12 protein-coding genes are annotated in these 13,629 nt (G+C 72.1%); 2 read left to right on the top strand and 10 right to left on the bottom strand.

Annotated elements, in window-relative coordinates; all coding sequences use genetic code 11:
• Nucleotides 1-56 precede the first annotated feature (56 nt).
• The 3 genes from ACFW22_RS24690 to ACFW22_RS24680 all read right to left on the bottom strand — a co-directional run bounded on the left by ACFW22_RS24690 (nucleotide 57) and on the right by ACFW22_RS24680 (nucleotide 3,398).
• Nucleotides 57-785 carry a DUF6227 family protein gene (locus ACFW22_RS24690; protein WP_386408404.1) on the bottom strand — a complete coding sequence of 243 codons (729 nt, stop codon included), beginning with the start codon at nucleotides 783-785 and terminating at the stop codon, nucleotides 57-59.
• A 184-nt stretch (nucleotides 786-969) separates the two neighbouring features.
• Entirely contained in the window at nucleotides 970-2,046 is a 1,077-nt protein-coding gene (locus tag ACFW22_RS24685) for a P1 family peptidase (protein WP_386408392.1), read from the bottom strand.
• Nucleotides 2,047-2,222: 176 nt separating this feature from the next.
• Nucleotides 2,223-3,398 (bottom strand): low temperature requirement protein A, encoded by a 1,176-nt coding sequence (locus ACFW22_RS24680; RefSeq protein ID WP_386408390.1) that lies wholly within the window; start codon nucleotides 3,396-3,398, stop codon nucleotides 2,223-2,225.
• A 389-nt stretch (nucleotides 3,399-3,787) separates the two neighbouring features.
• On the opposite strand from ACFW22_RS24680, the gene ACFW22_RS24675 reads away from it, so the two are divergent.
• On the top strand, nucleotides 3,788-4,009 hold the full coding sequence (locus ACFW22_RS24675) for a hypothetical protein (RefSeq protein ID WP_384880837.1): 222 nt from the start codon (nucleotides 3,788-3,790) through the stop codon (nucleotides 4,007-4,009).
• Nucleotides 4,010-4,028: 19 nt separating this feature from the next.
• Here ACFW22_RS24675 and mscL read toward each other — a convergent pair whose 3' ends face one another.
• The 6 genes from mscL to ACFW22_RS24645 form a co-directional block, all read right to left on the bottom strand.
• Nucleotides 4,029-4,535: a large conductance mechanosensitive channel protein MscL gene (gene mscL, locus ACFW22_RS24670; protein ID WP_386408387.1), complete on the bottom strand. Its 507-nt coding sequence runs from the start codon at nucleotides 4,533-4,535 to the stop codon at nucleotides 4,029-4,031.
• A gap of 135 nt (nucleotides 4,536-4,670) precedes the next feature.
• A complete protein-coding gene (locus tag ACFW22_RS24665) occupies nucleotides 4,671-5,285 on the bottom strand; it encodes a hypothetical protein (protein ID WP_386408385.1) in 615 nt (204 codons plus the stop codon).
• Nucleotides 5,286-5,412: 127 nt separating this feature from the next.
• Nucleotides 5,413-6,258, bottom strand: coding sequence for an S-methyl-5'-thioadenosine phosphorylase (locus tag ACFW22_RS24660; protein WP_386408383.1), 846 nt, complete (start codon nucleotides 6,256-6,258; stop codon nucleotides 5,413-5,415).
• Between the two features lie 93 nt (nucleotides 6,259-6,351).
• Nucleotides 6,352-6,681, bottom strand: coding sequence for an FmdB family zinc ribbon protein (locus tag ACFW22_RS24655; RefSeq protein ID WP_384880826.1), 330 nt, complete (start codon nucleotides 6,679-6,681; stop codon nucleotides 6,352-6,354).
• Between the two features lie 223 nt (nucleotides 6,682-6,904).
• Complete coding sequence (locus ACFW22_RS24650) at nucleotides 6,905-8,182, bottom strand: MFS transporter (protein WP_386408381.1); 1,278 nt, start codon at nucleotides 8,180-8,182, stop codon at nucleotides 6,905-6,907.
• Nucleotides 8,183-8,434: 252 nt separating this feature from the next.
• Complete coding sequence (locus ACFW22_RS24645; protein ID WP_386408402.1) at nucleotides 8,435-10,006, bottom strand: potassium/proton antiporter; 1,572 nt, start codon at nucleotides 10,004-10,006, stop codon at nucleotides 8,435-8,437.
• Between the two features lie 212 nt (nucleotides 10,007-10,218).
• Here ACFW22_RS24645 and ACFW22_RS24640 point away from each other — a divergent pair, with 212 nt between their 5' ends.
• Entirely contained in the window at nucleotides 10,219-12,978 is a 2,760-nt protein-coding gene (locus ACFW22_RS24640; protein ID WP_386408379.1) for a penicillin acylase family protein, read from the top strand.
• Here ACFW22_RS24640 and ACFW22_RS24635 read toward each other — a convergent pair whose 3' ends face one another.
• Nucleotides 12,979-13,572 (bottom strand): 5-formyltetrahydrofolate cyclo-ligase, encoded by a 594-nt coding sequence (locus ACFW22_RS24635; protein ID WP_386408377.1) that lies wholly within the window; start codon nucleotides 13,570-13,572, stop codon nucleotides 12,979-12,981.
• Nucleotides 13,573-13,629 lie beyond the last annotated feature (57 nt).

The following is a 13,629-nucleotide window of genomic DNA, read 5'->3' as shown; positions in this document are numbered from 1 at the left end:
CGGTACCGGTACCGACGGCGGGGCCGGTACCGGTACCGACCGCGGGGCCGAGCTCCTCAGCGGACCCGGGCGCGGGACTCCATCGCACCGCGGGCCGCCTGCTCGTCCTCGTACACCTCGCACATGTGCCGGCCGTCCGGCGTCGCCGTGTGCTCGACCTCCCAGAGACTGACCTCGCTGCCGTCGAGCAGCAGGAACTGGTGCTCGTAGAGGGTGAAGCCGGCGTCCCGGCCGCCCCCCAACGGGCACTGGCGGCCGAGGGCCTGGGTGATGTGGTGGGCGAAGGCCCGCCGGAGCCGGCGGGCCGTCCGCTCGCCCGGCCGGTCCGGGTTCTCCGCGCGGCGCAGCACGCGGCGCGCATGGTCGGCCGAGTCGTCCGGCACGTACGTCCGGGGCTCGGCGGGTATTGGACGGGCGAGCAGGGCACCGAACAGTTCGAAGTCGTCGTCCTCGTCGGCGCGGCCGTCGGAGTGCTCCGCGGTCCCGTGCGACGTCGCCCCCGTCGACAGGCGTGAGGCGGCGAGTCGCGCCTCCGTCTCCTCCGTGTACAACTCGTGCTGCTGGGAGCCGTCCCGGCCGGCGTTGTGGGTCAGCTCCCACAGGCTGAGCGCGCTGCCGTCGGCCAGGAGATACGCATGGCGGTGGGTCGTGCGGTGCAGCGACGCGCTGTGGTGCGAGGAGTGCAGCGCACTGGAGTGCGCGAGCGCCGTGCCGAGGCGCTCGACGGTCGAGTCGGGCAGGTCGAAGGAGTTGAGCGCCCGGCCAAGGAGCCGCTCAAGGTGCATCTCGGTCGTCTCGTACGGATCGTCAGGATCCTGCGGATCGTTCAAGAGGGTCTCCAGGCCGTCGCCGCATGTCACTTGGTGCTCGCTTAACGTAGTCCCTGGGTCTGACATCGTGTCCGGGGTTCGCGGAAAACGAAGGGCGTTCGCGGGAAGTTCCCGCCCCCTTTCCTCAACTCCCCTTCGCTTACCGGGAGTACGCGCCCGCATCCCCTCCGTACAGCTCGCGGTACGAGGGGAAGTCACCACCCGCACCGCGCAGGCCGGCCGGGGCCGCGAGCACCGCCCGGACGATCGCCCGGGTCACCAGATCGGCGCCGGCCGCCAGGATCTCGTTCAGGGCGAGCGGCCCCGACCCCTCCGGCAACTCACGCGCCCCCGTGGAGAGCGCGAAGACCGTGTCCCCGTCGTTCATCAGGTGCACCGGACGCACCGCGCGCGCGATGCCGTCGTGCGCCGTGCCCGCGACCTTCTGTGCCTGGGCCCGGGTGATCACCGCATCGGTCGCGACGACGGCGAGCGTGGTGTTCAACGACGGCGGGACGCTGGCCTCCCGTGCTTCCGCCAGTCGCCGCAGCGCCGCCTCGTGCACCGCAGGCGAGGGGAAGGCGGGCCGGCCCGCCTCGAAGTAGCTGCCGTAGGGAACGCCCGTCGTCGGGTCGACCGCCGCACCCACCGCGTTCACCACCACGAGCGCGCCGACCGTGATCCCCGACTCCAGGACGGTGCTCGCCGTCCCCACCCCGCCCCGCAACCCCCCGGCCACGGCCCCGGTGCCCGCACCGACCGCGCCCGTCCCCACCTTCGCACGGTCTCCGGAGGCGGCGGCCGCCGCGACCGCGGCCCGCCCCGTGGACGCGTCCGGCCGGGCCGTGAAGTCCCCGCCCCGCCCCAGGTCGAAGACACATGCGGCGGGCACCACCGGCACCACCTGGGAGGGTTCGGGGCCCACCCGCACGCCCCGGTTCCGCTCGGCCAGCCACGCCATCACCCCGGTGGCCGCGTCCAAGCCGTACGCGCTGCCGCCGGTCAGGACGACCGCGTCGATCCGCTGGACCACGTTCCTCGGGTCCAGGGCGTCCGTCTCCCGGGTGCCCGGCCCCCCGCCCCGCACGTCCACGGCGGCGACGACCCCGCCCTCCGGTGCCAGCACCACCGTGGTGCCGCTGAGCGCGCCGGGCCCGGCCGCGCCCGCGTGGCCCACGCGGAGCCCGTGCACATCGGTGATCGCGTCCTGGCCGTTCGTCCCCTCGGGAAGTGTCATGCCGCCCTGCCTACCACGTGCCCCGCGGGAAGGCCGGCAGTCCGGTGAGGAGCACGAGCGCCCCGTCGCCCACCGACCCGGCCGGTGCGGCCCGCGCCGACGGCGCCCCGGCTTCGGGGCGGGCGGTCGGGGGCGATTGCCGGGGCACCCCCGACGGCGCCCCGGTTCCGGGCGGGTCAGGCCGTCCCGGTGCGCCGGGCCCGGCCGCGGGCGGTCAGGACGGTGCCGACGCCGACCGTGGCCGCCGCGACGAGACCGGCCGCGAGAACCGCCCAACGACCCGCGAAGGAGCACATCAGGATCGCGAACGACGAGACCGGAAGCACCAACTGCTGGGCGATGCCGACCTTGAAGTGGCGGGCGTGCAGCAGCCACACCGACAGCAGGAAAACGGCCGACGGGATCGTCACGGCGGCCGAGGCGGCGAGCGTGGACAGAGGGACCTCGCCCACGGCCTGCTCGACCGCGACCTCCAGGCCCGCGCCGATCGCCGCGGCCGACGAGAAGATCAGGTAGTGGCCGTAGCCCCAGACGAAGCCCTGGCGGCTGGAGGTCAGCCGGTCGTGGGCGGGCACCACGAAGTAGATCCACCACGCGGAGAAGACGAGCAGCAGACCGCCGGCGGCGATCGGGAGCAACTCGTCCAGGGCGTCGTTCTCGACCACGCCCGTCTTCACGGCCACGGTCGCGGCGGCGATCGTCTCGCCGAGCACGATGATGGTGAACAGGCCGTACCGCTCGGCGATGTGGTGCGGGTGCCAGGTACTGGGCGCGGCCTTCTCCGCGTACACCGGCACGCCCATCTCGGCGAGGGCCATCACCAGGAAGACCCAGGGGAGGGCCGGCTCCGGCACCAACAGCAGCGCGAACCAGCCGATCTGACAGGCGAGCACCCCGCCCGCGTACCGGTGGCACATGGTCCGTTCCGCCGGGGAGGAGGCGTGGCGGGCGGCACGCAGCCACTGCGTGGCCAGGGCGACCCGCATCACGACGTAGCCGAGGTAGACGACGAGGAAGTCGTGCTCCGCGAAGGCGCGCGAGACGCCGGCGGCGAGCACGAGGACACCGGCGATCTGCACCAGGGTGACGATCCGGTAGAGCACGTCGTCGTTGTCGTAGGCCGAGGCGAACCAGGAGAAGTTCATCCACGCCCACCAGATCGCGAAGAAGACCATCGCGTAGTTGACGATGCCCTCGCCGGCGTGCCCCTCGGCGATCGCGTGCACCAGTTCGGCGCCGGCCTGGGCGACGGCGACGACGAAGCACAGGTCGAAGAAGAGCTCCAGGGGCGTGGCGGCCCGGTGCGACTCCTCGCGGGAGCGCGCGGTGAGGGGGAGGAACGGTTGTGTCATGCACCCCAGCACAGCAGAGCGGCCGGCCGGGAGGGTCACATGCCACGCCCGCCGCACTGCGTCTCCCCGCGCCGACCCGCAGGAGGCGCGGGGCCGGCCGGCGGTGTCGTTCGTCGGGGCGGCCCCGCACGAGCGAACGCTACGCTCACTGCCCCCGTCCCGCCGTCGCCGTACGGCCCCCGTCGCAGGGCCGTAAGTCCCCTGGAACCGGGGTCTTCCCGGGCCGCCGCCCCGCCCCGCCGCCCGGAGCGAAGCCACCCCGCCCCCGTGACGAAGAGGGCTTCGGCGCTCGCGGGGGAGAGGCCACCGCGGGAGCGCCTTCCCGAGACCCGCCGAAGAACTGCTGATCAGGGGGGTACGGGGCGGCGGGGCGGGCGTACCCTGAAGAGATGAGCACCGCCCCCGCCCACGGACCGCGAGACGCGAAGCGGCCCGGCACCACTTCCCCCACCGAGAACACACCGAAGCCGGCACTCGTCTTCGACGATCCGCTGGACCAGCAATCCGCGGACGACACGGACCGCGGGTGGGGAGAGCGGCCTCCGGCCGGCGGCGACAGTGCCGCCGAGCTCGCGCGCTTCCTCGACGAGAAGCCGCCGCACCACCTCTGAGACCGGCGGGTCCCGCCGGTCAGGAGGTGGGGTGCTTCCCGAGACCGCCACCGGAGCCGGCGCCCCCGCCCGTGCCGCTGCCCGTGCCCGTCGACGGGCCGCGCTGGGAGACGAGGTGGTCGCGGATCTCCTTGAGCACCTCCAGTTCGCTGACCTCCAGGGTCTCCTGGACGCCTTCCTTCGCCTTGTCGTGCGCGGCGCGCTTGGCGAGGACCTTGGCCATCGGCAGGACCATGAGGAAGTAGACGACGGCCGCGGTGATCAGGAAGCTGAGGACCGCGCTGAGGACGGTGCCCCACATGATCGGGATGCCGGAGATCGCGTTCCCCGCGTCGTCGACCTCGCAGGGGCCCTTGAGGCAGGACTGGTAGCTGTCCAGGTCCTGCGTGCCGAAGGCTCCCACGAGCGGGTTGATGACACCCTTGACCACCGAGTTCACGATGTTGGTGAAGGCGGCGCCGATGACGACAGCCACCGCGAGGTCGATCACGTTTCCGCGCATCAGGAAGGCCTTGAAGCCCGCCATCACACTTTCCTTCTTGGCCACCGGGGTGCCTTTCGTCGTGTGTGCTGCTGTGTGCGGAGCCATTAGGCCGTGAAGGCCGCAGGGGCGTCCAATCCATACACACGGGACGGTTACTTGACAGTGAGTCCGTGCGAATCAGCACAAGGTCAAGGCCAGTTGGGAGGTGACACCGGCACCTGCCAGTGTTGCGGCGGTCGAGCGCGGCACGGACAGGACGACGAGCGCCCCGCCGTCCGGACGCGCCCCCGCGGGGCGCGGGACTTCGGCCACCCGGGCGCCCGTGGCGACCACCCGGGCTTCGCCCTCCTCGCCCAGCAGGGAGTCGGGCGCGGCGATGACGTCGACCAGGTCGCCGGGGCGCAGCAGCCGCACGGTCTCGGCGTCGGCGATCCGCACCGGTGCGGAGACCAGGTCTGCGGCGGGGGGTCGTGCGCGGGCGCCGGCCGCGGAGCCGTGGAGCACCGGGCCGCGGGCCGCGGGGGCTCCGAGCGGTGGGGGGCCGACGCTCGACGGGGTCCTGCCGGAAGGCCCCGCGTGTCCGGGTCCCGTGCCCGGAAGGACCGGGCGGGGAGGCCCCGAGCCCGTCAGCGCGACGGCCAGCGAGGCCGCGGTCAGGGCCAGGAGAAGCGCCGGTGCGCGCCGTCCCCGGCGCAGTGCCCGCCGCAGCCGCTGTCGGGTGCCCCGGATGCGCAGCGGCTCGAAGGGCGGCACCCCACGGGGCGCGGGGACGGAGGAGGGGGACGTCGTCACGGGGGGTACCGCCTGTTCGGCTCGGGGACGGGGGCACGTCCCCCACTCTCCCGGCCCCGCCTCCGTGGGGTGCCGCCCTGTGGACCGCTCCCCGGCTGTGGACGACCCCCTCACCCCCGGGGGTGGTTTAGGGCAGCTCGATCCCCAGGTCCCAGCCGTCCTGGGCACGGGTGCACAGGCAGTCCCGGTCCAGGGTCGCCGGGAGCGCCGACACCGCGTCGAAGAGCACCCCCCGCAGGCGTTCCACGTTCTCGCCGAACACCTGCAGCACCTCGGTGTGGGAGACGCCCTCGCCCGTTTCGGCGCCCGCGTCCAGGTCGGTGACGAGGGCGAGCGAGGTGTAGCAGAGGCCCAGTTCGCGGGCGAGGACGGCCTCCGGGTGCCCGGTCATGCCGACGATCGACCATCCGGCGGCGGCGTGCCAGCGCGATTCGGCACGGGTGGAGAACCGGGGCCCTTCGACGACGACCATGGTGCCGCCGTCGACCGGCTCCCAACCGCGCCCCCGGGCGGCCTTCACCGCGACCCGCCGCCCGTCTGGGCAGTAGGGGTCGGCGAAGGTCACGTGGACGACGTGGGGGACGGCGCCGTCCGCCCGGCGCTCCCCGTCGAAGTAGGTCTGGGCGCGGCTCTTGGTGCGGTCGACCAGCTGGTCGGGCACGACGAGCGTGCCGGGCCCGTACTCCTCGCGCAGCCCGCCGACGGCGCAGGGGCCGAGGACCTGTCGCACGCCCACGGAGCGCAGCGCCCAGAGGTTGGCGCGGTAGTTGATCCGGTGCGGGGGGACGCTGTGGCCGCGGCCGTGCCGGGGCAGGAAGGCGACCCGTCGGCCGGCGACCTCGCCGAAGAACAGGGAGTCGCTGGGGCTGCCGTAGGGGGTGTCGACGGACACCTCCGTGACGTCCTCCAGGAACGAGTAGAAGCCGGAGCCGCCGATCACGCCGATGTCCGCGTACGCGTCATGGTTCGCCATGGCGGTCACTCTATGCACGGGGTCCGGCGTGGAGCGGCCGAGGGCCCCGTCGCGGGGTGCGACGGGGCCCTCGGGAAGTCCGCGGGGCAGCGGTCAGGCTGCGGAGCTTCCGGTGCTCGACGAGGACGTCGAGGAGGAGGAAGCGGACGACGAAGCGGCCGGCTTGGCGTCCGAGGACGAGGCGGACGACGAGGTCGACGGGGTGGTCGAGGACTTCGACGAGGCCGGCGAGCTGCTGGACGAGGAGCCGCGGCTGTCGTTCCGGTAGAAGCCGGAGCCCTTGAAGACGATGCCGACGGCCGAGAACACCTTCTTCAGGCGTCCCTGGCAGCTGGGGCACTCGGTCAGGGCGTCATCGGTGAACTTCTGCACCGCCTCGAGGCCTTCGCCGCACTCGGTGCACTGGTACTGGTAGGTCGGCACTTGACTTCCTCCTGGCACTCTCACTCGATGAGTGCTAACAATTTTCCATAGTAGCGGCTGCGTCCAGCCGCTCGGAGTAACATTCGTCACCTGCTTCGCCGGCGGTCGGGGCCCGACCGGTCGCCCCGGGGGCCCGAAGGCCCGCGCGGAAGACCGCTTTCCGACAGGCCCCGCGAGGGTCACCGCGGTGTGTTCTCCCGGGGGAAGGGCGAGCGGTTCGACTTCATGCGCTTCCGACCGTGACCGGTGTGCGGTCCCTCGTGCCCCGGGCGATCGTGCGGGTCCCACGGGCCGGCGCGAGCCGCGACCGCAGGGCCAGCAGGGTGGCCAGGGCGAGGGCGGTGCCGGCCATCGGCACCAGGAAGCCGGCGCTGGCGCCGTGGGCATCGGCGAGGCGTCCGGCGACCGTGACGGCCGCGGCCTGGCCGAGCGCGACGGCGCCGGTGAGCCAGGTGAAGGCCTCGGTGCGGGCCGTGGCCGGCACCAGGGTTTCGACGATGGTGTAGCCGGCGATCAGCGCGGGGGCGATGCACAGGCCGACGACCAGGCCCAGGGCGCCGAGGAGCAGCACCGAGTGCGCGGTCCACAGCAGGGAGGCCGCGACGGCGAGACCTGCGTAGCCCAGGACCAGGCGCCGGCGGGGGCCGGTCTTCCAGGCGATGGCGCCCATGGCGATGCCCGCGAGCATGTTGCCGGCGGCGAAGATCCCGTACAGCAGGCCGTTGGCGCCGGGGTTGCCGATCTCTTCGGTGAAGGCGGTGAGGGAGACCTGCATGCCGCCGAAGACGGAGCCGATGCCGAGGAAGGCGACGATCAGGACGCGGACGCCGGGGACGGACAGGGCGGAGCGCCGGTGTTCGGCGGTGGCTGCGGTGGGCCGCCCGTAAGCGGGCTGGGTGGCGCGCTGGGCGGCGAAGAACAGGCCGCCGACGAGGGTGAGGGCGGCCTCGGCGATCAGACCGGCGGCCGGGTGGACCCCGGTGCACAGGGCGGTCGCGAGGACGGGGCCGACGACGAAGGTGAACTCGTCCGTCACGGACTCGAAGGCCGCGGCCGTCGACATCAGCGGCGTCCCGTCCAGCTTGGCGGCCCAGCGGGCCCGGACCATCGGCCCGACCTGGGGCACGGAGGCGCCGGCGGGCACGGCGGCCAGGAAGAGCGCCCACAGCGGGGCCCCGGCCAGGGCGAGGACGACGAGCAGGGAGACGGCGACGGAGTGGACGAGGACGCCGGGGACCAGGACGGCGCGCTGTCCGAAGCGGTCGGCGAGCTTGCCGCTCTGCGGGGCGAAGAGCGCCATGGAAACGCCGGTGACGGCGGCGACCGCGCCGGCGCTGCCGAAGGATCCGGTGGTGTGCTGGACGAGCAGGACGATGCCGATAGTCAGCATCGCGAAGGGCTGTCGTGCGGCGAAGCCGGGGAGCAGGAAGGACAGCGCACCGGGGGTGCGCAGCAGCTGCCCGTAGCCGGGCCGCTTGTCCGAGACGACCGTGGACGCCACGGTCCTTGCCTTTCTGCCGCCTGGTAGCGCGCCCCGAGCACGGTGGTGCGGGTGTCGCCGAGAGCTGTCCTCATGCGCGTTACTGCGGTAGATACCGGGCCGGCCCCACGGTGGAGGGGCGCCACGGCCGCCATACGGTCGCGCCAGCTCTGCGTCAGGCAGAGTTGGTTCGATCAGGTGTTCCTTGATGGTACAGGGGAGAGGCTCTTTCCGCCTGGGAAAACGCTCCCGTACCCGAATTAATGCCTGGGATTAACGGGAGGTTTTCCTCTCGTGGCCGCTCCCCGGCAGGTGGAAGCGCGGGGTGGTCTCCGCGGCCCTGCCGACCGCGGTCGATCCGCCGGTCCCGAGCCAGCCGGCGAGCTTGCCGCCCTGTCCGACCGCCCGCAGCCGCCGCTCGGTGGCGTCCCGCACGGGGTCGGTGGCGACGACCAGGAGTTCGTCGCCGCGCCGCAGCACGGTCGAGGGCCCCGGTACGAAGCTGGCGTCGTCCCGTACGACCAGGGTGACCGCGGCCCCGGCCGGCAGGCGGAGCTCGGCGACCTCGACGCCGTGCATCCGGGAGCCCGCCGGGATGGCCACGGAGAGCAGGTGTCCGCGGAGCCGCTCCAGGGGGGCGGATTCGACGCCGAGGTCGGAGGCCTCGGCGGAGTCGCCCAGCTTGAGGGCCTTCGCCAGCCAGGGCAGGGTCGGGCCCTGGACGAGGGTGTAGACGACGACGAGGACGAAGACGATGTTGAAGATCCGCTCGCTGCCCTCGATCTGCGCCACCATCGGGATGGTGGCGAGGATGATGGGGACGGCTCCGCGCAGGCCGGCCCAGGACATCAGGACCTGCTCCTGCCAGGGGATCCGGAAGGGCACCAGGCTGACCAGGACCTCCATGGGCCGGGCGACCGTCGTCAGGACGAGGCCGATCACGACGGCGGGCCAGAAGTCGCGGACGAGCTCGTGCGGGGTGACGAGCAGGCCGAGCAGGACGAACATGCCGATCTGGGCGATCCATCCGAGTCCCTCGGCGAAGCCGCGGTTCGCGGGGGCGTGCGGCAGCTTGGCGTTGCCGAGGACCATCGAGGCCAGGTAGACGGCGAGGAAGCCCGAACCGTGGACCATGGCGCCGGCGGCGTACGCGGTGACCGCGATGGCCATGACGGCGATCGGGTAGAGGCCGGAGGCGGGCAGGGCGACGTGGCGCAGGCCGTAGGCGCCGACGAAACCGACGGCGAGGCCGACGGCGGCGCCGATGGCGAGTTCGAGGGCGATCTCGCCGACGAGCACGTACCACTGGTCGACGGGGCCCGCGGTGGAGAAGGCGACGACGAGGATGACGACGGGGGCGTCGTTGAAGCCGGATTCGGCCTCCAGGACACCGGTGACCCGGGAGGGGAGGGGCACCTTGCGCAGGACGGAGAAGACCGCGGCGGCATCGGTGGAGGAGACGACGGCGCCGATGATCAGGGCCTGTCGCCAGTCGAGTCCGACCAGGTAGTGCGCGGCCGAGGCCGTGATGCCGACGCTCACCGCGACGCCCACGGTGGAGAGGACGACCGCGGCGGGCAGGGCCGGCTTGATCTCCTTCCACTTCGTGCCGAGTCCACCCTCGGCGAGGATGACGACGAGGGCGGCGTACCCGATGACCTGCGTGAGTTCGGCGTTGTCGAAGGCGACGTTGCCGATGCCGTCCTGCCCTATGGCGACGCCGATGCCCAGGTAGAGCAGGAGGCTGGGGAGGCCGCTCCGGGAGGAGATCCGCACGGCGGCGACGGCCACGAGCAGGACGAGCGAGCAGATGAGCAGCAGTGCGTTGAGCTGGTGGACAGTCAGTGCCGTTCCTTCCCCTCACGTGCGGCTGGATCGTGCTCCAGCGGCCGGTACTTCGTTACCTTACCTAATCTTTAACGCTTTCTTGACGCCGGCTTTGCTTCTCCTCGCTCATCAGTACGGTTCTCTTCCTGACACCGCGTCCGGGCCGTCCGGACGCTGCGCCTAAGGTTGCTCCCGTACCCCAGGACCACCCTGCCCCTCGAAGGACAGCGATGCCCTCCAACACGACCGCACCCCCCGGCAAGAAGACCGCCAAGAAAGGGCGGCGTGCCCGCCTGCTCCTCCTCGTCCTGGTCCTCGCACTGGTCGTGGGCATCGGCTTCGGCGGTTACTGGGGCGTGAGCACCGTCCGGGCCTCGTTCCCGCAGACGACCGGCGAGGTCCGCCTCGACCGGCTCTCCGCCGACGTCGAGGTCAAACGCGATGCGAACGGCGTCCCGCAGATCTACGCCGACAACGAGGCGGACCTCTTCCGCGCCCAGGGCTACGTCCAGGCGCAGGACCGGTTCTACGAGATGGACGTCCGCCGGCACGTGACCGCGGGCCGGCTCTCCGAGATGTTCGGCGAGAGCCAGGTCGACACCGACGCCTTCCTGCGCACGCTCGGCTGGCGCCGGGTCGCGCAGGAGGAGTACGACAAGGTCCTCTCGCCGGAGACCAAGAAGTACCTCCAGGCGTACGCGGAGGGCGTCAACGCCTATCTGAAGGACCGGGACCCGGCCGACGTCTCCGTCGAGTACGCCGCGCTCGCCTTCACCAACGACTACGCGATCGAGCCGTGGACGCCGGTCGACTCGGTGGCCTGGCTCAAGGCGATGGCCTGGGACCTGCGCGGCAACATGCAGGACGAGATCGACCGCTCGCTGATGACGAGCCGGCTGAGCGCGAAGCAGATCAAGGAGCTGTACCCGGAGTACCCGTACGCGCTCCACCAGCCGATCCTGGGCGGGGGCGCGGTCGACGAGTCCACCGGGAAGTTCGACCCGAAGGCCCGGGCGTCCGAGGACGAGGGCACCACGGACGGGGACGCCGCGGGCGCCGGCACCGACGGTTCCGGCTCCTCCGGTTCCTCCGGCGTGCAGTCCCAGCTCAGCGCGCTCTCCGAGGTCCTCGACACGGTCCCGGCCCTCCTCGGCCCCAACGGCAACGGCATCGGGTCGAACTCCTGGGTCGTCTCCGGTACGTACACGACCTCGGGCAAGCCGCTGCTCGCCAACGACCCGCACCTCGCGCCCCAGCTGCCGTCCCTCTGGTACCAGATGGGCCTGCACTGCCGCTCGGTCTCGGCGACCTGCCGCTACGACGTCGCCGGCTACACCTTCTCCGGCACGCCCGGAGTGATCATCGGCCACAACGACAAGGTCGCCTGGGGCCTCACCAACCTGGGCGCCGACGTGACCGACCTCTACCTGGAGAAGATCGGCCCCGACGGCTACCTCGTCGACGGCAAGGTGAAGCCCTTCACCAGCCGCGAGGAGACCATCAAGGTCGCCGGCGGCAGCGACCGCAAGATCACCGTCCGCTCCACCGAGCGGGGGCCGCTCGTCTCCGACCGCTCCTCCGAACTGGAGAACGTCGGCCGGACCGCCCCCGTCGGCAACGCCGCCCCCGACCGCGGCACCGGCTACGGCGTCTCCCTCCAGTGGACCGCGCTCCAGCCGGGCAAGTCGATGGACGCGATCTTCGCCCTGGACCGGGCCAAGGACTTCACCACCTTCCGGGCCGCCGCGAAGAACTTCGAGGTCCCGTCCCAGAACCTGATCTACGCCGACGTCGAAGGCCACATCGGGTACCAGTCCCCGGGCAAGATCCCGCAGCGCTCCAAGGGCGACGGCACCCTCCCGGCGCCGGGCTGGGACTCCTCCTACCGTTGGAAGGGGTACATCCCCTTCGACCAGCTGCCCTACGAGTACGACCCGGAGCGCGGCTACATCGTCACGGCCAACCAGGCCGTCATCGACGAGAAGGCCTACCCCGACCTGCTCACCAAGGACTGGGGCTACGGCTCGCGCAGCCAGCGGATCAACGACCTCATCGAGTCGAAGACCAAGGACGGCGGAAAGATCTCGCCGGACGACATGCGGACCATGCAGAGCGACAACCGCAGCGAGATCGCGACCCTGCTCAACCCGCTGCTGCTGAAGGTCGACATCGCCGACCCCTACGTCCGCGAGGCGCAGAAGCTGCTGGAGGGCTGGGACTACACCCAGGAACCCGACTCGGCCGCCGCCGCCTACTTCAACGCCGTCTGGCGCAACGTCCTCAAGCTCGCCTTCGGCGACAAGCTGCCCAAGGAACTGCGCGTCGAGGGGGACTGCATCAACGTCCGTCCGGCCGACGCCACCGGCCCGGTCGACGAGCAGAACAAGCTCGTCCGGGAGTGCGGCGAGCGCGACCCCGACTCGGCGCAGCCGGACGGCGGCGACCGCTGGTACGAGGTGGTCCGTCCGCTCCTCAAGCAGGAGAAGAGCGAGTGGTGGGTCACCCCCGCCAACCGCACCGACCCGGCCACCGAGACCCGCGACCAGCTGCTCGCCCGTGCCATGAAGGACGCGCGCTGGGAGCTGACCGCCAAGCTCGGCAAGGACGTCTCCAGTTGGAACTGGGGCCGTCTGCACCAGCTGACCCTGAAGAACCAGACCCTCGGCACCGCGGGCCCCGGCTTCGTGCAGCGGCTCCTCAACCGCGGCCCGTGGAACCTGGGCGGCGGCGAGGCGGCGGTCGACGCCACCGGCTGGAACGCGGCCGGCGGCTACGACGTCATCTGGGTGCCGTCGATGCGGATGGTCGTCAACGTCGGCGACTGGGACAAGTCCCGCTGGGTCAACCTGACCGGGGCCTCCGGTCACGCCTTCCACCCGCACTACGCCGACCAGACGGACACCTGGGCGAAGGGCGAGTTGTACGACTGGGCCTACGGCAAGGCCGCGGTGGACGCGGCGGCGGAGGACACCTTGGTCCTCAAGCCCTGATCAAGGGCGGAAGCGGGTGACCCCCTCCGGGGTCACCACCGCGTGCACGGGGTGGTCGTGCGGTTCCTCCGGGACCCGGGCGACCACCTCGTCCGCGTAGAGGAGCACCACCAGGGCCGGATCGACGCCCGCCCGCACGAGCCGGGCGAGGACCCGGTCGTACGAGCCGCCGCCCCGCCCGAGCCGCATGCCCCGGCCGTCCACCGCGAGGCCCGGCAGCAGTACCGCGTCGGCGGTGCACACCGCCTCGGGGCCGAGCCGGGGACCCTGTGGTTCGAGGAGCCCCCGGCCCGCCTTCGCGAGTCGTCCGGGCCCCTCGTACGCCGCCCAGTCCAAATCGTTGTCGGGCAGCAGGACGGGGAGCAGGACCCGTACCCCCCGCGCGCGGAGGGCGTCGAGCAGTGCGCGCGTGCCCGGCTCGCGCCCCACCGACACGTAGGCGGCGACGGTGGCCGCCCCGGAGAGTTCGGCCAGTTCCATTCCCCGGCGGGCCAGTGATGCGGCGGTGTCCGCGAGGGAATCGGGGGTCAGTGCGGCCCGGGCGGCCAGAAGTCGGCTGCGCAGCACGGTCTTTTCGGACGTCTCCGAAGTCATGAAGGCCCTCTAAGTGTTCGTGAAATTCTCATAATTGGCTTTATGGAAAGAAAGTTA

The sequence above is a fragment of the Streptomyces sp. NPDC058872 genome, assembly GCF_042743065.1.
Taxonomy (GTDB): Bacteria; Actinomycetota; Actinomycetes; order Streptomycetales; family Streptomycetaceae; genus Streptomyces.
Note: the sequence above shows the minus strand (reverse complement) of the source record. Positions and strands in the feature narration are given on the sequence as shown.

Coding starts and splice junctions, on each gene's coding strand:
- ACFW22_RS24640 (WP_386408379.1), top strand. CDS start 10,219: ATGCCCTCCAACACGACCGCACCCCCCGGCAAGAAGACCGCCAAGAAA.
- ACFW22_RS24675 (WP_384880837.1), top strand. CDS start 3,788: ATGAGCACCGCCCCCGCCCACGGACCGCGAGACGCGAAGCGGCCCGGC.
- mscL (WP_386408387.1), bottom strand. CDS start 4,535: ATGGCGGGCTTCAAGGCCTTCCTGATGCGCGGAAACGTGATCGACCTC.
- ACFW22_RS24690 (WP_386408404.1), bottom strand. CDS start 785: ATGCACCTTGAGCGGCTCCTTGGCCGGGCGCTCAACTCCTTCGACCTG.
- ACFW22_RS24660 (WP_386408383.1), bottom strand. CDS start 6,258: ATGGCGAACCATGACGCGTACGCGGACATCGGCGTGATCGGCGGCTCC.
- ACFW22_RS24635 (WP_386408377.1), bottom strand. CDS start 13,572: ATGACTTCGGAGACGTCCGAAAAGACCGTGCTGCGCAGCCGACTTCTG.
- ACFW22_RS24685 (WP_386408392.1), bottom strand. CDS start 2,046: ATGACACTTCCCGAGGGGACGAACGGCCAGGACGCGATCACCGATGTG.
- ACFW22_RS24680 (WP_386408390.1), bottom strand. CDS start 3,398: ATGACACAACCGTTCCTCCCCCTCACCGCGCGCTCCCGCGAGGAGTCG.